The sequence below is a fragment of the Streptomyces sp. NBC_00464 genome (assembly GCF_036013915.1).
Lineage (GTDB): Bacteria > Actinomycetota > Actinomycetes > Streptomycetales > Streptomycetaceae > Streptomyces.
The window spans coordinates 1,593,783-1,616,151 of sequence record NZ_CP107899.1 but is presented as its reverse complement, the minus strand read 5'-3'; the positions used below and the strand labels follow the sequence as shown (position 1 = coordinate 1,616,151).

At 69.2% G+C, this 22,369-nt stretch carries 25 protein-coding genes; 24 read left to right on the top strand and 1 reads right to left on the bottom strand.

Features of this window, described 5'->3' with window-relative positions:
- Positions 1-81 precede the first annotated feature (81 nt).
- The 17 genes from rpsP to OG912_RS06810 all read left to right on the top strand — a co-directional run bounded on the left by rpsP (position 82) and on the right by OG912_RS06810 (position 13,930).
- Positions 82-525 (top strand): 30S ribosomal protein S16, encoded by a 444-nt coding sequence (gene rpsP, locus OG912_RS06890; RefSeq protein WP_326739033.1) that lies wholly within the window; start codon positions 82-84, stop codon positions 523-525.
- 2 nt (positions 526-527) lie between these two features.
- The gene (locus OG912_RS06885; protein WP_014153811.1) at positions 528-767 is read left to right on the top strand and encodes an RNA-binding protein; all 240 of its coding nucleotides are present in this window, start codon (positions 528-530) and stop codon (positions 765-767) included.
- A 79-nt stretch (positions 768-846) separates the two neighbouring features.
- Entirely contained in the window at positions 847-1,476 is a 630-nt protein-coding gene (gene rimM, locus OG912_RS06880) for a ribosome maturation factor RimM (protein ID WP_327708618.1), read from the top strand.
- The gene (trmD, locus tag OG912_RS06875) at positions 1,476-2,297 is read left to right on the top strand and encodes a tRNA (guanosine(37)-N1)-methyltransferase TrmD (RefSeq protein ID WP_327708617.1); all 822 of its coding nucleotides are present in this window, start codon (positions 1,476-1,478) and stop codon (positions 2,295-2,297) included. The genes rimM and trmD overlap by 1 nt, the downstream gene beginning before the upstream one ends.
- A 163-nt stretch (positions 2,298-2,460) precedes the next feature.
- Complete coding sequence (rplS, locus tag OG912_RS06870) at positions 2,461-2,811, top strand: 50S ribosomal protein L19 (RefSeq protein ID WP_327708616.1); 351 nt, start codon at positions 2,461-2,463, stop codon at positions 2,809-2,811.
- Positions 2,812-2,856: 45 nt separating this feature from the next.
- Complete coding sequence (lepB, locus tag OG912_RS06865; RefSeq protein ID WP_327708615.1) at positions 2,857-3,627, top strand: signal peptidase I; 771 nt, start codon at positions 2,857-2,859, stop codon at positions 3,625-3,627.
- A complete protein-coding gene (lepB, locus tag OG912_RS06860) occupies positions 3,620-4,696 on the top strand; it encodes a signal peptidase I (protein WP_327708614.1) in 1,077 nt (358 codons plus the stop codon). The genes lepB (OG912_RS06865) and lepB (OG912_RS06860) overlap by 8 nt, the downstream gene beginning before the upstream one ends.
- Positions 4,596-5,492 carry a signal peptidase I gene (lepB, locus tag OG912_RS06855; protein ID WP_327713359.1) on the top strand — a complete coding sequence of 299 codons (897 nt, stop codon included), beginning with the start codon at positions 4,596-4,598 and terminating at the stop codon, positions 5,490-5,492. The genes lepB (OG912_RS06860) and lepB (OG912_RS06855) overlap by 101 nt, the downstream gene beginning before the upstream one ends.
- Before the next feature lie 700 nt (positions 5,493-6,192).
- Complete coding sequence (gene lepB, locus OG912_RS06850; protein ID WP_327708613.1) at positions 6,193-7,086, top strand: signal peptidase I; 894 nt, start codon at positions 6,193-6,195, stop codon at positions 7,084-7,086.
- 49 nt (positions 7,087-7,135) lie between these two features.
- Positions 7,136-7,885, top strand: coding sequence for a signal peptidase I (gene lepB / locus OG912_RS06845; RefSeq protein ID WP_327708612.1), 750 nt, complete (start codon positions 7,136-7,138; stop codon positions 7,883-7,885).
- Positions 7,875-8,363, top strand: a complete 489-nt coding sequence (locus tag OG912_RS06840) for an NUDIX hydrolase (RefSeq protein WP_326739040.1) — start codon at positions 7,875-7,877, stop codon at positions 8,361-8,363. The genes lepB (OG912_RS06845) and OG912_RS06840 overlap by 11 nt, the downstream gene beginning before the upstream one ends.
- Before the next feature lie 63 nt (positions 8,364-8,426).
- Positions 8,427-8,735 (top strand): DUF2469 domain-containing protein, encoded by a 309-nt coding sequence (locus OG912_RS06835; protein WP_003965949.1) that lies wholly within the window; start codon positions 8,427-8,429, stop codon positions 8,733-8,735.
- 84 nt (positions 8,736-8,819) lie between these two features.
- Positions 8,820-9,179: a YraN family protein gene (locus OG912_RS06830; protein ID WP_326739041.1), complete on the top strand. Its 360-nt coding sequence runs from the start codon at positions 8,820-8,822 to the stop codon at positions 9,177-9,179.
- Complete coding sequence (locus OG912_RS06825) at positions 9,179-10,804, top strand: YifB family Mg chelatase-like AAA ATPase (protein WP_327708611.1); 1,626 nt, start codon at positions 9,179-9,181, stop codon at positions 10,802-10,804. The genes OG912_RS06830 and OG912_RS06825 overlap by 1 nt, the downstream gene beginning before the upstream one ends.
- Entirely contained in the window at positions 10,801-12,078 is a 1,278-nt protein-coding gene (gene dprA / locus OG912_RS06820; RefSeq protein ID WP_443060954.1) for a DNA-processing protein DprA, read from the top strand. The genes OG912_RS06825 and dprA overlap by 4 nt, the downstream gene beginning before the upstream one ends.
- A 290-nt stretch (positions 12,079-12,368) precedes the next feature.
- Positions 12,369-13,205 (top strand): RNA polymerase sigma factor WhiG, encoded by an 837-nt coding sequence (whiG, locus tag OG912_RS06815; RefSeq protein ID WP_326739059.1) that lies wholly within the window; start codon positions 12,369-12,371, stop codon positions 13,203-13,205.
- Between the two features lie 149 nt (positions 13,206-13,354).
- The gene (locus tag OG912_RS06810) at positions 13,355-13,930 is read left to right on the top strand and encodes a TetR/AcrR family transcriptional regulator (protein WP_327713357.1); all 576 of its coding nucleotides are present in this window, start codon (positions 13,355-13,357) and stop codon (positions 13,928-13,930) included.
- A 74-nt stretch (positions 13,931-14,004) separates the two neighbouring features.
- On the opposite strand, the gene OG912_RS06805 is transcribed toward OG912_RS06810, so the two are convergent.
- Positions 14,005-14,667 (bottom strand): murein hydrolase activator EnvC family protein, encoded by a 663-nt coding sequence (locus OG912_RS06805; RefSeq protein ID WP_443061076.1) that lies wholly within the window; start codon positions 14,665-14,667, stop codon positions 14,005-14,007.
- Positions 14,668-15,096: 429 nt separating this feature from the next.
- Between OG912_RS06805 and rpsB the strand changes: the two genes are divergently transcribed.
- The 7 genes from rpsB to OG912_RS06770 all read left to right on the top strand — a co-directional run bounded on the left by rpsB (position 15,097) and on the right by OG912_RS06770 (position 22,290).
- Entirely contained in the window at positions 15,097-16,035 is a 939-nt protein-coding gene (gene rpsB / locus OG912_RS06800; RefSeq protein ID WP_326657609.1) for a 30S ribosomal protein S2, read from the top strand.
- A 99-nt stretch (positions 16,036-16,134) separates the two neighbouring features.
- Complete coding sequence (gene tsf / locus OG912_RS06795; protein ID WP_327708609.1) at positions 16,135-16,971, top strand: translation elongation factor Ts; 837 nt, start codon at positions 16,135-16,137, stop codon at positions 16,969-16,971.
- A gap of 158 nt (positions 16,972-17,129) precedes the next feature.
- Positions 17,130-17,906 carry a UMP kinase gene (gene pyrH / locus OG912_RS06790; RefSeq protein ID WP_148021169.1) on the top strand — a complete coding sequence of 259 codons (777 nt, stop codon included), beginning with the start codon at positions 17,130-17,132 and terminating at the stop codon, positions 17,904-17,906.
- 166 nt (positions 17,907-18,072) lie between these two features.
- Positions 18,073-18,630, top strand: coding sequence for a ribosome recycling factor (frr, locus tag OG912_RS06785; protein WP_024488459.1), 558 nt, complete (start codon positions 18,073-18,075; stop codon positions 18,628-18,630).
- On the top strand, positions 18,630-19,715 hold the full coding sequence (locus OG912_RS06780; protein ID WP_327708608.1) for a phosphatidate cytidylyltransferase: 1,086 nt from the start codon (positions 18,630-18,632) through the stop codon (positions 19,713-19,715). Before frr ends, OG912_RS06780 begins: the two co-directional genes overlap by 1 nt.
- A 105-nt stretch (positions 19,716-19,820) precedes the next feature.
- Positions 19,821-20,927 (top strand): 23S rRNA (adenine(2503)-C(2))-methyltransferase RlmN, encoded by a 1,107-nt coding sequence (gene rlmN / locus OG912_RS06775; protein WP_326739062.1) that lies wholly within the window; start codon positions 19,821-19,823, stop codon positions 20,925-20,927.
- A 259-nt stretch (positions 20,928-21,186) separates the two neighbouring features.
- A complete protein-coding gene (locus tag OG912_RS06770) occupies positions 21,187-22,290 on the top strand; it encodes a thiamine ABC transporter substrate-binding protein (RefSeq protein ID WP_327708607.1) in 1,104 nt (367 codons plus the stop codon).
- The last annotated feature ends 79 nt before the right edge of the window (positions 22,291-22,369 follow it).

The window sequence follows — 22,369 nt, the reverse complement described above, 5'->3', positions numbered from 1 at the left end:
ATCGGGCACTCCGAGTACCGCAACCCCACGTGGCATCTTTGTTGTGCCCAACCACGTCATAGACCAGGAGACACCACTTCCGTGGCAGTCAAGATCAAGCTGAAGCGTCTGGGCAAGATCCGTTCGCCTCACTACCGCATCGTCGTCGCCGACTCCCGTACCCGCCGTGATGGTCGGGCCATCGAGGAGATCGGCCTGTACCACCCGGTACAGAACCCCTCGCGCATCGAGGTCAACGCAGAGCGCGCGCAGTACTGGCTGTCCGTCGGCGCCCAGCCGACCGAGCCGGTTCTCGCGATCCTGAAGCTCACCGGTGACTGGCAGGCGCACAAGGGCCTTCCGGCCCCCGCGCCGCTGCTGCAGCCGGAGCCCAAGGCTGACAAGCGCGCCCTGTTCGAGGCCCTCACCAAGGACATCGGTGAGGAGTCCAAGGGCGAGGCCATCACGCAGAAGGCGAAGAAGGCCGACAAGAAGGCGGACGACGCTGCTGACGCAGCTGCGCCCGCCGAGTCGACCGAGGCCTGAGCATGCTCGAGGAGGCTCTCGAGCACCTCGTGAAAGGCATCGTTGACAACCCCGACGACGTGCAGGTCGCCTCGCGCGATCTGCGTCGTGGACGCGTGCTCGAGGTTCGGGTTCACCCCGATGACCTCGGCAAGGTGATCGGCCGCAACGGTCGCACCGCACGCGCGCTGCGTACCGTCGTGGGCGCCATCGGCGGCCGTGGTATCCGCGTCGACCTCGTCGATGTGGACCAGGTTCGCTGACAGAGTTGAACACCGGCACGGGCCGGGGAGGGCCATGCGCCCACCCCGGCCCGTCGTCGTACGACAGGAGAGACACAAGGTGCAGTTGGTAGTCGCACGGATCGGTCGCGCCCACGGGATCAAGGGCGAGGTCACCGTCGAGGTGCGCACGGACGAGCCGGAGCTCCGGCTCGGGCCCGGCGCCGTACTGGCCACCGAGCCGGCCTCGACGGGGCCGCTGACGATCGAGACCGGCCGGGTGCACAGCGGCAGGCTGCTGCTGCGTTTCGAGGGCGTACGGGACCGTACGGGCGCCGAGGCGCTGCGCAACACGCTGCTGATCGCGGATGTGGATCCGGCGGAGCTCCCGGAGGATCCCGAGGAGTTCTACGACCATCAGCTGATGGACCTGGACGTGGTCCTCGCCGACGGTACCGAGATCGGCCGGATCACCGAGATCACGCACCTGCCGTCCCAGGACCTCTTCATCGTGGAGCGTCCCGACGGCACCGAGGTGATGATCCCGTTCGTCGAGGAGATCGTCACCGAGATCGACCTGGAGGAGCAGCGCGCGGTGATCACACCGCCGCCCGGTCTGATCGACGAGAGCCAGGCGATCGTGGTGTCCACGCGTGACGAGGAGGCGGCGGCCGAGTCCGAGTCCGCGCCTTCCGAGTCCGGGTCCGCGCCTTCCGGCGAGGGTTCCGTCGAATCCGGGAAAGACGTCTGATGCGCCTCGACGTCGTCACGATCTTCCCCGAGTACCTGGAACCGCTGAACGTCTCGCTCGTCGGCAAGGCCCGCGCACGCGGGCGCCTCGACGTGCATGTGCATGACCTGCGGGAGTGGACGTACGACCGCCACAACACGGTCGACGACACCCCCTACGGCGGCGGCCCCGGCATGGTCATGAAGACCGAGCCGTGGGGCGAAGCACTGGACCAGACCCTGGCGGACGGTTACGAGTCGGGGGCGCACTCCCCGGTACTCGTGGTGCCCACGCCGAGTGGCCGGCCCTTCACCCAGGAGCTGGCCGTCGAGCTTTCCGGGCGGCCCTGGCTGATCTTCACCCCGGCCCGCTACGAGGGCATCGACCGGCGGGTGACGGAGGAGTACGCCACCCGGGTGCCGGTCGTCGAGGTGTCCATCGGCGACTACGTGCTGGCCGGCGGCGAAGCCGCGGTGCTCGTGATCACGGAAGCGGTGGCCCGGCTGCTGCCCGGCGTGCTCGGCAACGCCGAGTCGCACCGGGACGACTCCTTCGCGCCCGGCGCGATGGCGAACCTGCTGGAGGGCCCCGTCTACACCAAGCCGCCCGAGTGGCGTGGCCGGGAGATCCCGGACGTGCTGCTCAGCGGCCATCACGGGCGGATCGCGCGCTGGCGCCGGGACGAGGCCTTCCGTCGTACCGCACTCCACCGACCCGATCTGATCGAGCGCTGCGAGGCGACGGCCTTCGACAAGAAGGACCGGGAGATGCTCTCCATCCTCGGCTGGTCACCGGAGCCCGGCGGCCGATTTTGGCGCAGGCCCCAAGCCGTGGAAGAATAGGCAGCTGCTGTACGTCCGCGTGCGCCCCTGCCACAGGGGGAAAGCGGCCAATGTGTTTCCCCTCATACGGGGATGGTCCCGACGCCCGTCCGACGCGATCAGCACCCTGAACTCACCACTCTCCCGTCGATGACCTGTGGCATCGGCGAAGAAAGCAGACACCATGGCTTCCCTGCTCGATGACGTCAATGCCGCTTCGGTGCGCACCGACGTCCCGGCGTTCCGCTCCGGCGACACCGTCAACGTCCACGTCCGCGTGATCGAGGGCAACCGCTCCCGTATCCAGCAGTTCAAGGGCATTGTCATCCGCCGTCAGGGCGCGGGCATCAGCGAGACCTTCACGGTCCGCAAGGTCTCCTTCAGCGTCGGCGTCGAGCGCACCTTCCCCGTGCACAGCCCGATCTTCGAGAAGATCGAGCTGATCACGCGCGGCGACGTCCGTCGCGCCAAGCTGTACTTCCTCCGTGAGCTGCGCGGCAAGGCCGCGAAGATCAAGGAGAAGCGCGACCGCTGAGCTGACTCCCTGGTCCACAGGACGGCCGGATAAGCTCTGGCCCCGATGGACACGGAAGCAAAGCCTCAGGAGCGCGACCGCTCCTCCGCACCCGCTACGGGGCCGGAGGAGGGGTCGCGCTTCTCGCGTATCCCGGGCCGGTTGACCACCTCGATGTCATGGCGCCGCACCCTTGCGCTCGGTGCTGTCTGCTCGGTCGGCGTGCTGCTCTTCAGCAACTTCGTGGTGCAGCCCTTCCTGATCCCCAGTGGCTCGATGGAGTCCACTCTGCAGGTCGGGGACCGGGTGCTCGTCAATAAACTGGCGTACCGTTTCGGCTCCGTACCCCAGCGCGGCGACGTGGTGGTCTTCGACGGCACCGGATCCTTCGTCCAGGAGACGCCGCCGGAGAACCCCGTGACCGGGCTGCTGCACGGTGCGGCGGCTTCCCTCGGGTTCGCGGAGCCCGCCGAGACCGACTTCGTGAAGCGAGTGGTGGGTGTGGGGGGTGACCGGGTGGTCTGCTGCGACAAGCGCGGAAGGGTCGAGGTGAACGGCCGGCCCGTGAACGAGGACTACCTGTTCGCGGGGGACGCGCCGTCCCGGGTGCCGTTCGACATCGTGGTGCCCGACGGGACGCTGTGGATGATGGGCGACCACCGGAGCAATTCCCGGGACTCCCGCGACCACCTGGGTGAACCGGGCGGCGGCATGGTCCCCGTCGACAAGGTGATCGGGCGGGCCGACTGGTTCGGCTGGCCGCTGGGCCGCCTGGGGTCCGTGCCGGACACCGCGGACTTCGACGGAATACCGGCGCCCGGTTCGGCGCATGGGTAACCGCGGGCGGAGGCACGGCGCCGCGGATCCGGAGACTCCGCTGCCCACCGGCACCCGGCCGACGGCCGCGCGCTCGCTGCCCACTCGCGCGGAGCGGCGCAAGCTGGCCCGCAAGGTGAAGCGGAAGCGGCGCAGGTCGGCGGTGAAGGAGATCCCCCTTCTCATCACCGTCGCACTGCTGATCGCGCTGGTACTCAAGACCTTTCTGGTGCAGGCCTTCGTGATCCCGTCCGGGTCCATGGAACAGACCATCCGGATCGGTGACCGGGTGCTCGTGGACAAGCTGACGCCCTGGTTCGGGTCCAAGCCGCAGCGCGGCGACGTCGTCGTGTTCAAGAACCCTTCGGACTGGCCGCCGCCGAACCCGGTGGGAGAGTCCGAGGAGTCACCCGTCGTCATCAAGCAGGTGAAAGAGGTACTGACCTTCATCGGGCTGTTGCCCTCCGACGACGAGCAGGATCTGATCAAGCGGGTGGTCGCCGTCGGCGGCGACACGGTGAAGTGCTGCGCGAAGGACGGCAGGCTCACCGTCAACGGGGTGGCGGTCGACGAGCCCTACATCTATCCCGGCGATTCGCCTTCCACGATCAAATTCGAGGTAAAGGTTCCAGTCGGAAGAATCTTCGTGATGGGGGACCACCGCTCCAATTCTGCCGATTCGCGCTTCCACCTGGACAAGACAGGCAACGGCACGGTTTCCGAGGATGCGGTCGTGGGGCGGGCCGTGGTGATCGCCTGGCCCTTCGGGCACTGGCACGAGCTGGAGGAACGTTCGGCGTTCTCCTCGGTCCCGGACGCGCGCGCCGGGACGGCGGCTGCCGCCGTACCGTCGAATAGTGTGTCTCCGGATCCCAATGGATTGATCCGGCTCCCGACCCCTGCGGAACTCCCGCTCGTTATGGGAGTGGTGGGCCTGCACCGGCTAGGGCGCAGGCGGTGGCACGGAATAAGGAGTGGATGTGGGGGATTTGGCGGTCGGCGCGCGATCCGGACACGACGAACCCGAGGACCGGCCGGACAATCCGGGGAATTCCGAGCCCGCCGGGACGGCGGACTCGACGGGGAGTGACGGCGGCACCCCGAGCGGCGGCAGCACGGCGCAGAAGAAGCCCCGCTCCTTCTGGAAGGAGCTGCCCCTCCTTATCGGTATCGCGCTCATCCTTGCGTTGTTGATCAAGACATTCCTGGTGCAGGCGTTCTCGATCCCCTCGGACTCGATGCAGAACACGCTTCAGCGGGGCGACCGGGTGCTGGTCGACAAGCTGACGCCGTGGTTCGGCTCGGAGCCCGAGCGCGGTGAAGTGGTCGTCTTCCACGACCCGGGCGGCTGGCTTGAGGACACCACCGCACCCGATCCGAACGTGGTGCAGAAGTTCCTCAGTTTCATCGGTCTGATGCCGTCGGCCGAGGAGAAGGACCTGATCAAGCGCGTCATCGCGATCGGCGGTGACACGGTGGAGTGCAAGGAGAACGGGCCGGTCACGGTCAACGGCAAGGCGCTCGACGACAAGTCGTTCATCTTCGAGGGCAACACTCCCTGCAACGACAAGCCGTTCGGGCCGATCAAGATCCCCAAGGACCGCATCTGGGTCATGGGCGACCACCGCCAGAACTCCCTCGACTCCCGCTACCACCAGGAGCTGCCGGGCGGCGGCACCGTCTCCGTCGACGAGGTGGTCGGCCGGGCCGTGGTCATCGCGTGGCCGGTCAACCGCTGGGCGACCCTGCCGATCCCGAAGACCTTCGACCAGCCGGGGCTGAACGCCGCGATGGGCGCGGCGCCGGGTGCGATCGGTATCGCCGGAGCCGTGCCGCTCGTGCTCTGGCGGCGCAGGCGGGCCGAGCGTGACTCCGTCCGGCAGTAGCGGGCGACGGCTCGTCATGATCCGTTGAATCGTGCTGATTCGTCAGGGTGTCGGGATATCGGTGCGATCAAGGCGTTGCCAAGATCGAGTAAATGACAGGCGCCTGCCGGGCGTTCTTCGTACGGTCAAGTCGGCCGATTTTCCACAACTGCACAAGTCCACAGCTCCACAGCTCCGCGGTGGGGAAGACGCGACACGTATTTCCCCGATGAAAGTCGTAGTCGCTTTTGCTGCGGCCGTCGGGGGTGTGGGCTTCGCGAACTTCGGTCGCCGCTGACTCTCTGCCGCGTCGATGTGTGCCACGACGTACGGTGTGTGAGGAAAGACGCCGGTGCCTGCGACGCGGGCACCGGATGGCACGGTTGAACCGCCCTCCGGTTGCTCGGCGAGCACGTTGAGCAACCGGAGGGCGGTTTTCGGTGGTGGGATGCCCGGTGGCCCGCTGACGACAAGGCGGCCTGGGACGCAGTGCCCCTGCGGAACTCCCGTTCGTTGTTCGAGGCAGTGGGCTCGAACGAACGGACCCTGGAACAGGTGTGGGCCGCAGAGTGAGGACTGGAACGTGAGTGACATGGCTGCCGGTGCGCGACCTGGACACGGAGAGCCTGGGGAGTGGCGTGACCAGCCCGCCGACCCTGTCGCCGGTCCGCCGGAGGAGACGCAGGTTCCGGACGCGCCTGCGGAGGTTCAGGTTCCCGACGTGCCTGCGCAGGCTCCGGTTTCGGACGCGCCCGCTACGACTCCCGATGCGGACCCTCTTGCGGAGACGCAGGACGGGGACGGGGACGGGGACGGGGACAGGGACGGGGAAGGAGACGGGGGCGGGAGGAAGGCGCGGAAGCAGCGGCCCTTCTGGAAGGAGCTGCCCCTTCTTATCGGTATCGCGCTCGTCCTTGCGTTGCTGATCAAGACGTTTCTGGTGCAGGCGTTCTCGATTCCCTCGGACTCGATGCAGGACACGCTTCAGCGGGGCGACCGGGTGCTGGTGGACAAGCTGACGCCGTGGTTCGGCTCGGAGCCCGAGCGCGGTGAAGTAGTGGTGTTCCACGATCCCGACAACTGGCTGGCCGGGGAGCCGACTCCCGAGTCGAATGTGGTGCAGGACTTCCTGAGCTTCATCGGCCTGATGCCGTCGGCCCAGGAGAAGGACCTGATCAAGCGCACGATCGCGGTCGGCGGCGACACAGTGGAGTGCGCGAAGGGCGGCCCCGTCAAGGTGAACGGGAAGGCGCTCGACGAGCCGTACATCTTCCCGGGCAACTCGGCGTGCGACGACAAGCCCTTCGGGCCGTTCAAAGTGCCCGACGGAAAGATCTGGGTGATGGGCGACCACCGGCAGGACTCGTGGGACTCGCGCTATCACACCGAGGAAGCCACCAAGGGTTTCGTGCCCGTCGAGGACGTGGTGGGACGGGCCGTGGTGGTGGCGTGGCCGATCAATCGCTGGTCGATGCTGTCGGTCCCGGACACCTTCGACCAGTCGGGGATCGACGCGGCGGCGGGCCTGGCCCCCGGGGCGTTCGGTGTCGCGGGCGCGCTGCCTCTCGTGCTGTGGCGCCGCCGGAGGCTGACCAGCGGGCGTACCGCCGGGTAGGGTGCCGACTCGGATCAGCGATTGTCGATCTCCGATGGGGGACGCTGCGATGAGTGCAACAGGACGTACGGGTGAGGGCAACGGCCGGCTCGGCAGCAAGCTGTCGGGGCTGGCCGTCGCCGTCGGCTGTGTGCTCTTTCTCGGCGGCTTCGCCTGGGCGGCCGTGGTGTACCGGCCGTACACGGTGCCGACCGAGTCGATGAGCCCGACGGTGAAGGCGGGCGACCGGGTCCTCGCGCAGCGGGTGGACGGCAGTGAGGTCCGCCGGGGTGATGTGGTGGTGTTCACCGATCAGGCGTGGGGTGACATGCCGATGGTGAAGCGGGTCGTCGGGATCGGTGGCGACAAGGTCGCCTGCTGCGAGAAGGACGGCCGCCTCACGGTCAACGGCATACCCGTGGCGGAAACGTATCTTGAGGCGGGGGACCCGGCCTCGGCGATCGATTTCACGGCCGAGGTGCCGGAGGGGAAGCTCTTCCTCCTGGGAGATGACCGCACGGTCTCGCAGGACTCCCGGGTTCACCTGGAGGAGAGCGGGCAGGGTTCGGTGCCGCGCAGCGCCGTACGGGCCCGGGTGGACGCCGTCGCCTGGCCGCTGGGCGGCATGATCGGACGGCCCCAGACCTTCGCGGCGCTGCCCGGCGGGGTGTCGTCCGAGGGGCCGCTGAAGCTTCAGCTCGGTGCCATGGCCGCGGGCGTGGTGCTCATCCTGGGCGGTGCCGTGTACGGGCCGGTCGCGGCGCGGTCCGCCCGGTCGAAGCGGAACAAGCAGGGGAAGGCGACCGTCGGTGCCCGCTGAGGCGCGCAAGGTCGCCCGCCTGGTGCTCCTCGATCCGGACGACCGCATTCTGCTGATGCACGGGTTCGAACCGGAGGACCCGGCGAGCACCTGGTGGTTCACCCCCGGCGGCGGTCTTGAGGGCGACGAGACCCGGGAGCAGGCAGCCCTGCGGGAGCTGGCCGAGGAAACCGGGATCACGGACGTCGAGCTGGGCCCGCTGCTCTGGAAGCGGATGTGCTCCTTTCCGTTCGACGGGCGGCGCTGGGACCAGGACGAGTGGTACTTCCTGGCCCGCACGACGCAGACCGCGACGGACACCAGCGGGCAGACAGGGCTGGAACGCCGCAGTGTCGCGGGTCTGAGGTGGTGGACCTCCGCCGAACTGTCGGCGGCGCGTGAGACGGTGTACCCGACCAGACTCGCCGAGCTGCTGCGCACGCTGCTCGACGACGGTCCTCCGCGTACGCCACTGGTTCTCGCCCCCGAAATCGCCTGAGCGACCGGGGAGCCGGGCCCTGGCGCACAATGGGGGAACGCACGGCTGAAGGGGAACATGCCAATGAGCGCCGAGGACCTCGAGAAGTACGAGACCGAGATGGAGCTGAAGCTCTACCGGGAGTACCGCGATGTCGTCGGTCTGTTCAAATATGTGATCGAGACCGAACGGCGCTTCTACCTCACCAACGACTACGAGATGCAGGTGCACTCGGTCCAGGGTGAGGTGTTCTTCGAGGTGTCCATGGCGGATGCCTGGGTCTGGGACATGTACCGGCCCGCACGGTTCGTCAAACAGGTACGGGTTCTGACGTTCAAGGACGTCAACATCGAGGAGCTCAACAAGAGCGATCTCGAGCTTCCGGGTGGCTGAGTTGTCCACAACGGCTGAGTTGTCCACCAAGATCCACTAGTTGGGGGCAGACGCGTCACAGTCGGTGCCGGAGGTGGTGCCGATATGAACGCACGGGGGGCACTCGGGCGGTACGGCGAGGATCTGGCGGCACGGCTGCTGACCGATGCCGGCATGTCCGTACTCGAACGGAACTGGCGCTGTCGCGCCGGCGAGATCGACATCGTCGCGAAGGACGGTGACGCTCTCGTCATCTGTGAGGTGAAGACCCGCAGGGAGGGGGCTTTCGAGCACCCGATGGCCGGGGTCACTCCGGCCAAGGCGGACCGTCTGCGGCGGCTGGCCGAGCTCTGGCTGGCCCGCCACGGCGGTCCGCCGCCCGGCGGGGTGCGGATCGACCTGGTCGGTGTGGTGCTGCCCAGGCGCGGTGCGCCCCTGGCCGAGCATGCGCGGGGGGTGGCCTGATGGGGTTCGCGCGGGCCTGCTCGGTGGCACTGGTCGGTGTCGAGGGCGTGGTGGTGGAGGTCCAGGCGGACCTGGAGGCCGGGGTCGCGGCGTTCACCCTGGTGGGTCTGCCGGACAAGAGCCTGGTGGAGAGCCGGGACCGGGTCAGGGCCGCCGTGGTCAATTCCGGTTCGGAGTGGCCGCAGAAGAAGCTCACGGTGGGACTGTCCCCGGCCTCGGTGCCCAAAAGCGGTTCGGGATTCGATCTCGCCGTCGCCTGTGCGGTGCTCGGCGCGGCGGAGCGGATCGCCCCCGCCTCCATCGCCGATGTGGTGATGATCGGGGAGCTGGGGTTGGACGGCCGGGTGCGGCCGGTGCGCGGGGTTCTGCCCGCCGTCCTGGCCGCGGCGGAGGCCGGGTACCGGCAGGTGGTCGTACCCGAGCAGACCGCGGGTGAGGCGGCTCTGGTGCCCGGGGTCTCCGTGCTCGGAGTCCGGAGCCTGCGGCAGTTGATCGCCGTGCTCTGCGACGAACCGGTGCCCGACGAGGCGGCGGCCCACGACCAGGGGCGTCCCGACACCATGCTGGCCGGGCTGATGGTGCCCGGCGCGGGGATGGGCACCGGGCTCGCCAGGGGGTCGGCGCACGGCGAGGGCACCTGGCCGGATCTGGCCGACGTCGCGGGTCAGGAGCGGCCGCGCAAGGCCCTGGAGGTCGCGGCGGCGGGCGGACACCACCTTCTGCTGTCAGGACCGCCGGGCGCGGGCAAGACCATGCTGGCCGAACGGCTGCCCGCCATCCTGCCGCCGCTGAGCAGGCAGGAATCCCTTGAGGTGACCGCGGTGCACTCGGTTGCGGGCATCCTGCCGCCGGGCGAACCCCTGGTCTCCCGCCCGCCCTACTGCGCACCGCACCACTCCGCGACCATGCAGTCGCTGGTCGGCGGGGGAAACGGGCTGCCACGGCCCGGCGCGGTCTCGCTGGCGCATCGCGGGATTCTCTTTCTGGACGAGGCTCCGGAATTCTCCGTACGGGCACTGGACGCGCTGCGTCAGCCGCTGGAGTCGGGGCATGTGGTGGTAGCACGCAGCGCCGGGGTGGTACGGCTGCCGGCCCGCTTCCTGATGGTGCTCGCCGCCAACCCCTGCCCCTGCGGGCGGCACACCCTGAGCGGGGCTGGATGCGACTGCCCGCCCTCGGCGGTCCGCCGGTACCAGGCCAGGCTCTCCGGACCGCTGCTCGACCGGGTGGACCTGCGGGTGACCGTGGACCCCGTCAGACGTGAGGACCTGATGGGCCGGGGCGGCCGGGGCGAGTCGACCGAGACGGTCGCCGCCCGGGTGCTCCGGGCCAGGGAGCGGGCCGCGGAGCGGCTGGCGGGCACCCCGTGGACCACGAACAGCGAGGTGCCCGGGCATGAGCTGCGGACCCGGCTGGTCGCGGCGCCGGGTGCGCTGATGGCCGCCGAGCGGGACATGGAGCGGGGCATGCTCACGGCGCGCGGCCTGGACCGGGTGCTGCGGGTGGCGTGGACGGTCGCCGATCTGCGCGGAGCCGACCGCCCGGACGCCTCGGACATCGGGGTGGCCCTGGAACTTCGGACCGGGATTCCGCGCGGGGTCCCGATGACATCGGGGGCGTCATGACCGGGCAACGGGCGGAGGGCTGCGCGGACGCTGCCGGGGGAGCGAAGCGGACCGGCGCGTCGCACGGGCGGGCGGCCGGTGAGCGGCGGATGTCCGACGGGACAGGATCCCGCGGCGGGGTGAGCGACCGGGAGCGGCTGGCGCGGGCGGCACTGACCCGGGTCATGGAGCCGGGGGACGTACGAGGCGGACGCTGGCTGCGTGAGTGCGGTGGCACGGAGCTGATGCGGCGGATCGCCACCCGGGACGGATCGGCCGAGCAGTTGAGCGGGATGACCGCGAGGCGGTTGGCCGGCTACCGGCTGCGGGCCCGGACCGCCGAGCCCGAGCGGGACCTGGCGGCGGTGGCCTCGGTGGGCGGGCGCTTCATCTGCCCCGGTGACCGGGAATGGCCGAGTCAGCTCGACGACCTGGGCGACGCCAGGCCGACAGGGCTCTGGGTGCGGGGGAGGCCCGATCTGCGGCTCTGGGCGCTGCGCTCGGTCGCCGTGGTCGGAGCCCGCGCCTGCACGCCGTACGGGGCTCATATGGCGACGGCGCTCGGCGCGGGTCTCGCGGAGCGGGGGTGGGTGGTCGTCTCGGGCGCGGCCTTCGGGGTCGACGGGGCGGCTCACCGCGGCGCCCTGGCTGCCGGTGGCGCGACGATGGCGGTACTGGCCTGCGGGGTGGATGTCGCCTACCCGCGCGGTCATGCCGAGCTGATCGGACGCGTGGTCGAACAGGGGCTCGTCCTCGGTGAACTGCCGCCGGCGGAGCATCCCACCCGCAGCAGATTCATTCTCAGGAACAGGGTGATCGCCGCGTTGACGCGGGGAACCGTCGTCGTCGAGGCCGAGTACCGCAGCGGTTCACTCGTCACGGCGCGCAGCGCGCAACGGCTCGGCCGCTACACCATGGGCGTACCGGGCCCCGCCACCAGCGGTCTGTCGGCAGGCGTCCACGAACTCCTGCGGGGCGAGGGCGTGCTGGTGACGGACGCTGCGGAAGTTGCCGAGCTGGTCGGGGACATCGGGGATCTGGCTCCGCCGAGGCACGGTCCGATGCTGCCCCGCGACTACCTGGATCCCGTTTGCGGCAGGGTGCTTGACGCCCTGCCGGCCCATGGATTCGTCAACGGACGGGAGGTCGCGCGCGCCGCGGCCACGAGTGCGGACGAGGCGCTCGGCAAGCTGTACGAACTGCACTCACTGGGGTTCGTCGAACGCGAAGGCGATGGATGGAGGTTGACGAAGCGGCCGACATGCAATGGCGACGCGCGGCGAGGCGATTCTTGACCTGGGGCATTCGGGTGAAAAGGTGATGCCGATGACCTCGGTGGATCCTTCAGTGACACCTCCGGGGCCGGCGCGTGAGGCGGCGGCCCCGGAGGTCGGTCATGTTCTCGCCCAGGTGCGCAATCGTGTCCGCCGCCGCGTCACGCTCCATGTCCGTTCGCCGGGAAGCGCGCAGCACCGATCTCCTGTCCTGCGCGGACCGCGACACCTCAGTCACGCTACGCTCACAAGGATTCCGGCCCAGAAACAAGTCCCCCAGCACTTCACGGCAGAACGGCTCAAGGCACCACATGCCCCAGCACACCTCCGGGTCTGACCGCGCGGCAGCGCCACCGGCTGCGCGTGGCACTGTGCGCCCGCCCGCCCCCTCCTCGCTCGACGAGTTGTGGCGTTCGTACAAGACCACGGGCGACGGGCGGCTGCGGGAACAGCTGATCCTGCACTACTCGCCCCTGGTGAAGTACGTCGCCGGCCGGGTGAGCGTGGGCCTGCCGTCCAACGTCGAGCAGGCGGACTTCGTCTCCTCCGGGGTCTTCGGGCTGATCGACGCGATCGAGAAGTTCGACATCGAGCGCGCGATCAAGTTCGAGACCTATGCGATCACCCGCATCCGGGGCGCGATGATCGACGAACTGCGGGCGTTGGACTGGATCCCGCGCTCCGTGCGCCAGAAGGCGCGGGCGGTGGAGCGCGCCTACGCCACCCTGGAGGCTCAACTGCGACGCACCCCCTCGGAGACGGAGGTCGCCGCCGAGATGGGCATCGCACTGGAGGAACTGCACGCGGTTTTCAGTCAGTTGTCGCTCGCCAACGTCGTCGCGCTGGAGGAGCTGCTTCACGTCGGCGGTGAGGGAGGCGACCGTCTGAGCCTGATGGACACGCTGGAGGACACCGCCGCCGACAACCCGGTGGAAGTGGCCGAGGACCATGAGCTCAGAAGGCTCCTCGCCCGCGCGATCAACACCCTCCCGGACCGCGAGAAGACGGTCGTCACGCTCTACTACTACGAGGGCCTCACCCTCGCCGAGATCGGCAACGTCCTCGGGGTCACCGAGAGCCGGGTCAGTCAGATTCACACCAAGTCGGTGCTGCAACTGCGCGCGAAGCTGGCCGACGCCGGACGCTGAGACGGCCGTGCAGGCCATGGGCGGGCCCCATGCCGGTCCCGCGCAGCCTCGCGGTGGGAGTGCTTCGGCCAACGATCGGGGCCGCCCGCCCCCCTCGTGAACACCGCCCGCCGTAGAGTGGTGGTGTGCCCAGGATTCGAGCGGCCTCCGTGGCCGAGCACCGGACCATGCAGCGCGGCGCCCTCCTGGACGCAGCGCGCTCCCTGCTGTCCGAGGGAGGCACGGAGGCGTTGACCTTCCCCGCCCTCGCCGAACGCACGGGCCTCGCCCGGTCCTCCGTCTACGAGTACTTCCGCTCCCGCGCCGCCGTGGTCGAAGAGCTTTGTGCCGTCGACTTCCCCGTGTGGGCGGCCGAGGTCGAGAGTGCGATGGAGCGGGCAGGGACGCCCGGGGAGAAGATCGAGGCGTATGTCCGGCGGCAGCTCGATCTCGTCGGCGACCGTCGCCACCGGGCCGTCGTCGCGATCTCGGCGAGCGAGCTGGATGCGGGCGCCCGCGAGAAGATCCGGGCGGCGCACGGCGGTCTGATCGCCATGATCGTGGACGCGCTCAGCGACCTCGGGCACGACCAGCCCCGGCTTGCGGCCATGCTGCTCCAAGGCTCCGTGGACGCGGCGGTCCGCCGTATCGAGCTGAGTGTGGCGGAGGAGCCCGGCGTGATCGCGGACACCGCCGTCGCCATGGTGCTGAACGGCGTGCGAGGCATCCGCGGCAACCAGGGCTGACGACCTCGCCGGCCTCCCCGGCTCAGATGCTCGACCAGGGCTGATGCCCTCGTCGGCCTCCCCGTCTCAGATGCTCACTGCCGTGACCGGAACCCACGGACGACGGTGCGGGGTACGGGCACCCCCGACACCGGCAGCAGCCGGGACGGTCCGCGCCGCAGCAGTGACGGCGGCAGCAGAGACAGCGGGTCCAGATACGCGTCCGCGTGCCGCAGGCCCCAGTGCAGACAGCCGGACGCGCAGTGGAACGGCCCGGCCGACATGACCGCCACCACCTGGCCCGCCGTGACCTCGTCGCCCTTCGCGACCAGCGGGCGCACCGGCTCGTAGGTGGTCCGCAGCGGCGGATCGCCCGTCCCCGCCAGCTCGATCACGACCACGGCGCGCCCCGCGACGCCGCCCGCGAAGGACACCCGGCCCGCAGCGGCTGCGAGTACCTGCGCACCCGGTCCGGCACCGAGGTCCACCCCGCGATGCCCCCGCCCGTACTCCGTGGCGGGCGGCTCCCACCCCCGTAGAACCGGGGGGCGCCCCTCCAGCGGCCAGACCCGTCCACCGGCCGGATCCACCGGCACGGGCGTACGGCCATCCGCCGCACCGGGCGACGCGCCGCCGGCCGGAGCTCCCGAGCCCCCCGGCTCCCCCGAAGTTTCAGCCCCACCCGCTCCACCCGCAGCCCCCGCCCCGCTCGGAGGCGGCCGTTCCGCCGCCAGGGCGTACAGCCCGCCGCATCCCATCGCGAGCAGCCCCATGAGCAGGAACCCCGAGGCGGCCACCACGGCCACCACCGCCCTGCCGGCCCGCCACCGGGTCCCGCCGGCCGGCGTACCGCGGCGCGCGGCAGAGCGGGCGACCCGGTTCCGGGAACGGGCCCGTTCAGATGTGAATCGCATGCCGCCACCGTCCCCCGCCCCGCGGACCCGTGGGGATCATGGACCGGATCTGTGGACTACCGGCCGGTTGTGGACAGCGCCGTCACCCGGCACCCGGCGGGTCCCGTACACTTCTTCTGGCGATCCGGGTCACCGGGTCGACTTCGCACGCCCCGCCACCTCCCTCCGGAAGGTGGCCGCGCTCCTCGGTCCTTCGTGGCACGGCGCGTCGGGGCGTCAGGCGCGACAGCAATCCTGCGGTCGCGATAACCGAGCACCTCAAGGAGTACGGCCATGGCCGTCGTCACGATGCGGGAGCTGCTGGAAAGCGGCGTCCACTTCGGTCACCAGACCCGTCGCTGGAACCCGAAGATGAAGCGCTTCATCTTCACCGAGCGCAACGGCATCTACATCATCGACCTGCTCCAGTCGCTGTCGTACATCGACCGCGCCTACGAGTTCGTCAAGGAGACCGTCGCCCACGGCGGCTCCATCATGTTCGTGGGTACGAAGAAGCAGGCCCAGGAGGCCATCGCCGAGCAGGCGACGCGCGTCGGCATGCCGTACGTCAACCAGCGTTGGCTCGGTGGCATGCTCACCAACTTCTCCACCGTCTACAAGCGCCTTCAGCGTCTGAAGGAGCTTGAGCTCATCGACTTCGAGGACGTGGCCGCCTCCGGCCTCACCAAGAAGGAGCTCCTGGTTCTCTCCCGCGAGAAGGCCAAGCTGGAGAAGACCCTCGGTGGTATCCGCGAGATGCAGAAGGTGCCGAGCGCCGTCTGGATCGTCGACACCAAGAAGGAGCACATCGCCGTCGGTGAGGCGCGCAAGCTCCACATCCCGGTCGTCGCGATCCTCGACACCAACTGCGACCCCGACGAGGTCGACTACAAGATTCCGGGCAACGACGACGCGATCCGCTCCGTCACCCTGCTCACCCGCGTGATCGCCGACGCCGTCGCCGAGGGCCTCATCGCCCGCTCCGGCGCTGCGACCGGCGACTCGAAGCCGGGCGAGAAGGCTGCCGGCGAGCCGCTCGCCGAGTGGGAGCGCGACCTGCTCGAGGGCGACAAGAAGGCCGACGCCGAGGTCCAGACCTCCGCCGAGACCGAGAAGGTCGCGGACGCGGAGGCCGCCGAGGCCCCCGCCGCCGAGGCTGCTGCCGAGGCCCCCGCGGCTGAGGCCCCCGTCGCCGAGGCTCCGGCCGCGGACGCGGACGCCGAGCAGGCCTGACACCCGTCACGGCTGAAGACGGCGGGGGCAGGTGCCACAAGCACCGCCCCCGCCGTTCACCCGTAGATCTTTCAGACTTCGAGAGAGAAATACAGACTCATGGCGAACTACACCGCCGCTGACGTCAAGAAGCTCCGTGAGCTCACCGGCGCCGGCATGATGGACTGCAAGAAGGCGCTCGACGAGGCCGACGGCAACGTCGACGGAGCCGTCGAGGCCCTCCGTATCAAGGGTCAGAAGGGCGTCGCCAAGCGCGAAGGCCGTTCTGCCGAGAACGGCGCGGTCGTCTCCCTCGTCTCCGAGGACAAGACGTCCGGCGTGCTGGTCGAGCTGAAGTGCGAGACCGACTTCGTCGCCAAGGGTGACAAGTTCCAGGCCGTCGCCAACGCGCTCGCCGCCCACGTCGCCGCGACCTCCCCGGCCGACATCGAGGCGCTGCTCGCGTCCGAGATCGAGCCCGGCAAGACCGTCCAGGCGTACGTGGACGAGGCCAACGCCAACCTCGGCGAGAAGATCGTCCTGGACCGCTTCGCGCAGTTCCAGGGTGCCTTCGTGTCCGTGTACATGCACCGCACCATGCCCGACCTGCCGCCGCAGATCGGTGTCATGGTCGAGCTGGACAAGGCCGACGCCGAGCTGGCCAAGGGCATCGCCCAGCACATCGCCGCCTTCGCGCCGAAGTACCTGTCCCGCGAGGACGTCCCGGCCGAGGTCGTCGAGGCCGAGCGCCGCGTCGCCGAGGAGACCACGCGCGCCGAGGGCAAGCCCGAGGCCGCGCTCCCGAAGATCGTCGAGGGTCGCGTCAACGGCTTCTTCAAGGAGGCCACCCTTCTTGGCCAGCCGTACGCGCTGGACAACAAGAAGTCCGTCCAGAAGGTCCTGGACGAGGCCGGTGTCACCCTGAAGCGCTTCGCGCGCATCAAGGTCGGCATCTGAGTCCGTCCGCGAAAAACGGTGGACCCCGATAGGGTCTGGTGCAGTCGACGGCCGCACACCGCCGTACGACCGCAGATCTGACGAGGAGGCCATTGCCGCTGAGGGACACCAGACCCACCGGCAATGGCCTTCTTCGTATGTGTACGAGGAGAATCTCCATGAACAAGGGCGCGGACGCCGCAACAGGTGACCACAAGCGCGACGACGGCAAGGTGCGCGGACGCTTCATGCTGAAGCTGTCCGGAGAGGCGTTCGCCGGTGGCGGGGGTCTCGGTGTCGACCCCGACGTCGTGCACGCCATCGCCCGCGAGATCGCGGCAGTCGTCCGCGACGGCGCGGAAATCGCGATCGTCATCGGTGGCGGCAACTTCTTCCGCGGTGCCGAGCTCCAGCAGCGCGGCATGGACCGGGCCCGGTCCGACTACATGGGCATGCTCGGCACCGTCATGAACTGCCTCGCGCTCCAGGACTTCCTGGAGAAGGAGGGCATCGACTCCCGTGTCCAGACGGCCATCACCATGGGCCAGGTCGCGGAGCCGTACATCCCGCTGCGCGCCGTACGGCATCTGGAGAAGGGCCGCGTCGTCATCTTCGGCGCCGGCATGGGTATGCCGTACTTCTCCACCGACACCACCGCGGCACAGCGCGCCCTGGAGATCGACGCCGAGGCACTGCTGATGGGGAAGAACGGCGTGGACGGGGTCTACGACTCCGACCCGAAGACCAACCCCGGCGCGGTGAAGTTCGACGCGCTGGAGTACAGCGAGGTGCTCGCCCGCGATCTCAAGGTCGCCGACGCCACCGCCATCACGCTCTGCCGTGACAACCAGCTGCCGATCCTCGTCTTCGAGCTGACGACCGCGGGCAATATCGCCCGCGCCGTCAAGAGTGAGAAGATCGGCACGCTCGTGAGTGACCAGGGCACCCGGGCCTGACAACCGGGGATTCCACCGGGCGGTCCCGGTGGAATCCCGGGGCCGCGGGACGGCCCCGGACGATGGACAACGGCCTGCCGGTCGGACACCGTGCAGGTGAGGACGCGACGCAGGATCCGCCGGGCCCGAGCATGCCGGGCCCACTCAAGACACGCAGGAGCACGTGGTGATCGAAGAAACCCTCCTCGAGGCCGAGGAGAAGATGGAGAAGGCCGTCGTCGTCGCGAAAGAGGACTTCGCCGCGATCCGTACCGGCCGTGCGCACCCGGCGATGTTCAACAAGATCGTCGCCGACTACTACGGCGCGCTGACCCCGATCAACCAGCTCGCCTCGTTCTCGGTGCCCGAGCCCCGTATGGCCGTCGTGACGCCGTTCGACAAGACCGCGCTGCGCAACATCGAGCAGGCCATCCGCGACTCGGACCTCGGCGTCAACCCGAGCAACGACGGCAATATCATCCGGGTGAACTTCCCCGACCTCACCGAAGAGCGTCGTCGCGACTACATCAAGGTCGCGAAGACCAAGGCCGAGGACTCCAAGATCTCGATCCGGGCCGTCCGCCGCAAGGCCAAGGAGACCCTGGACAAGCTGGTCAAGGACAAGGAGTCCGGCGAGGACGAGGTCCGCCGCGCCGAGAAGGAGCTCGACGACACCACCGCGAAGTACGTCGCGCAGGTGGACGAGCTGCTGAAGCACAAGGAAGCCGAGCTGCTCGAAGTCTGATGAACGACTCTTCCTGGGGCGTCCCGCAGGGCGCCGGCCACCGGGCTGCGCCCGAGATGCGGGCCGCTCCGGCGGGTCCTGCATACGATGTGCATGAAGCCCAGCAGACTCGGCCCATGCCCATCGTGCCGGACGTTCCCGACGCAGGTAGAGACGCTGAGAGCAGTGATGACCGGGACCAGGGGGCCGGACGCCTGAGCGGCGGCCCCCTGTTCCGTGACGAGAAGCCGCAGGAGCCCATGTCGACCGCGCCGCCACCCCCGCAGAAGAAACGTGCGGGCCGTGATCTGGGAGCTGCCATAGGAGTCGGCGTCGGGCTCGGTGCCGTCGTCGTCGCCTCGCTCTTCATCGTCCAGGCCGTCTTCGTCGGTGTGATCGTGGTCGCCGTCGTCGTGGGTCTGTGGGAGCTCACCTCCCGGCTGGAGGAGCGCAAGGGCATCAAGGCGCCCCTCGTTCCGCTCGCGATCGGTGGCGCGGCCATGGTCGTGGCCGGTTACGCGCGAGGTGCCGAGGGCGCGTGGATCGCCATGGCCCTGACCGCCCTGGCGGTGCTCGTCTGGCGGATGACCGAGCCGCCCGAGGGCTACCTCCGGGACGTCACGGCCGGAGTCTTCGCCGCGTTCTACGTGCCGTTCCTGGCGACCTTCGTTGCCATGCTCCTGACCGCCGACGACGGACCTCAGCGGGTCCTGACCTTCCTGCTGCTGACCGTGGTCAGCGACACGGGGGCGTACGCCGTCGGCTGGCGGTTCGGCAAGCACAAGCTCGCACCGCGCATCAGCCCCGGAAAGACCCGCGAGGGCCTGTTCGGAGCCGTGGCCTTCGCGATGGTGGGCGGTGCGCTGTGCATGCAGTTCCTGATCGACGACGGTTCCTGGTGGCAGGGCCTGCTGCTCGGCCTCGCGGTCGCCGCCAGCGCCACCCTCGGCGACCTGGGCGAGTCCATGATCAAGCGTGACCTCGGGATCAAGGACATGGGCACGCTCCTCCCCGGGCACGGCGGGATCATGGACCGGCTGGACTCGCTCCTGCCGACCGCACCGGTGGTCTGGCTGTTGCTGGTGATTTTCGTCGGATCCGGCTGAGAAGCTCTTGGATCACCCCGTCTGACCTGCGTTTTTTACGAGTGAGGGTCCGTTGTCCACAGGGCGGCGGGCCCTCACTGTTCTGTCTGCGACACTGGAAGAACCATGCCTAAGCCCGGAGAACTCCAGTTTGTCGCGCCCCGCGGAGCCAAGAAGCCCCCGCGGCACCTCGCCGACCTCACGCCCGCCGAGCGCAAGGAAGCCGTCGCCGCGACCGGCGAGAAGCCCTTCCGCGCGCAGCAGCTCTCGCAGCACTACTTCGCGCGGTACGCGCACGACCCGTCGGAGTGGACCAACATTCCGGCCGGATCGCGGGACAAGCTCGCCGAGGCGTTGTTCCCCGACCTGATGTCCGTGGTCCGGCACATCAGCTGCGACGACGACACCACGCGCAAGACGCTGTGGAAGCTGCACGACGGGACGCTGGTCGAGTCCGTCCTGATGCGCTACCCCGAGCGCGTCACGATGTGCATCTCCTCGCAGGCCGGCTGTGGCATGAACTGCCCGTTCTGTGCCACCGGACAGGCCGGTCTCGACCGCAACCTCTCGACCGCCGAGATCGTCCACCAGATCGTCGACGGCATGCGCGCGCTGCGTGACGGCGAGGTCCCGGGCGGCCCGGCCCGGCTTTCCAACATCGTCTTCATGGGCATGGGCGAGCCGCTCGCCAACTACAACCGCGTGGTCGGCGCGATCCGCCGGCTGACCGACCCCGAGCCCGACGGGCTGGGGCTCTCGCAGCGCGGGATCACGGTCTCCACCGTCGGCCTCGTCCCCGCGATGCTCCGCTTCGCCGACGAGGGCTTCAAGTGCCGTCTCGCCGTCTCGCTGCACGCCCCGGACGACGAGCTGCGCGACACCCTCGTGCCGGTGAACACCCGGTGGAAGGTGCGCGAGGTGCTGGACGCCGCGTGGGAGTACGCGGAGAAGTCCGGCCGTCGCATCTCCATCGAGTACGCGCTGATCCGCGACATCAACGACCAGGCCTGGCGGGGCGACCGGCTCGGCCGGCTCCTCAAGGGCAAGCGGGTCCACGTCAACCTGATCCCGCTGAACCCGACGCCCGGCTCGAAGTGGACCGCCTCGCGGCCCGAGGACGAGAAGGCGTTCGTAGAGGCGATCGCCGCCCACGGGGTGCCGGTGACCGTCCGGGACACGCGTGGCCAGGAGATCGACGGGGCCTGCGGACAGCTGGCGGCATCCGAGCGCTGAGGCCGAAACCGGGCGTGTAGCCTGGGCTCGAAAACAACTTCACAGCTCGAAATCAACTTCATATTCCGACAGGGGAGCGCCACAGCGCTGAGAGTGCGGCACCAAGGACAGGTTGGCCGCAGACCCTCTGAACCTCGCCCGGGTCATTCCGGGTAGGAAGTTCGGACCTTACTCAAGCTGTTGCGCCCTGCCCGCTTCCGGTTCTCCACCGGCGCGGGCAGGGCCGCGTCTCTTCCTGGTCACCCCCAGGAGGAATCACATGAGCACCACCAAGAAGATCGCGGTATCGGCCGTCGCCGTCGCGCTCGGCGCGACCGCGCTCGCCGGTTGCGGAAGCTCCGACGACTCGGCGTCCGGCTCCGGACCCACCGGGAGCTCCGGCTCCAAGACCGTCACCCTCGTCAGCCACGATTCCTTCAACGCCTCCAAGGACGTACTGAAGGAGTTCACCGCGGAGACCGGCTACACCGTCAAGGTACTGAAGAGCGGTGACGCCGGCGCCGCCCTCAACCAGGAGATCCTGACCAAGGGCTCCCCGCGCGGCGACGTGTTCTTCGGCGTGGACAACACCCTGCTCTCCCGCGCCCTCGACAACGGCCTGTTCACCTCGTACAAGGCCAAGGGCATCGACCAGGTCGCGGCCGACGTCCAGCTGGACGCCGGGAAGCACCGGGTCACCCCGGTCGACACCGGCGACATCTGCATCAACTACGACAAGAAGTACTTCGCCGACAAGAAGCTCGCGCCGCCGAAGACCTTCGACGACCTGGCGAAGCCCGCGTACAAGGACCTCCTCGTCACCGAGAACGCGGCGACCTCCTCGCCCGGCCTCGGCTTCCTCCTCGGCACCGTCGCCACCTACGGCGAGGACGGCTACCAGGACTACTGGAAGAAGCTGAAGGACAACGGCGTCAAGGTCGTCGACGGCTGGGAGCAGGCGTACAACGAGGAGTTCTCCGGCTCCGCCGGCGGCAAGAAGGCCAAGGCGGACCGGCCGCTCGTCGTCAGCTACGCCTCCAGCCCGCCCGTCGAGGTGCTGTACGCGGACCCGCAGCCGAAGACCGCCCCGACCGGCGTCGCCACCGGAACGTGCTTCCGCCAGATCGAGTTCGCCGGTCTGCTCGACGGGGCGAAGAACGAGGCGGGCGGCAAGGCCCTGCTGGACTTCCTGATCGGCAAGAAGTTCCAGGAGGACATGCCGCTCAACATGTTCGTCAGCCCGGTCACCAAGGGCGCGAAGGTGCCGGACCTCTTCACGAAGTTCGGTGCCACGGTCGACAAGCCGACGACCGTCGCCCCGGACGAGATCGCCAAGAACCGTGAGCAGTGGGTCCAGTCATGGTCCTCGCTCGTAGTGAAGTAGCGAAGACTCCCGTACGCGGACCGGGCGCGCGCGGGAAGTCCGCGCGCGCCCGGTCGCTGCGCGGGGGAGCGGCTCGGCT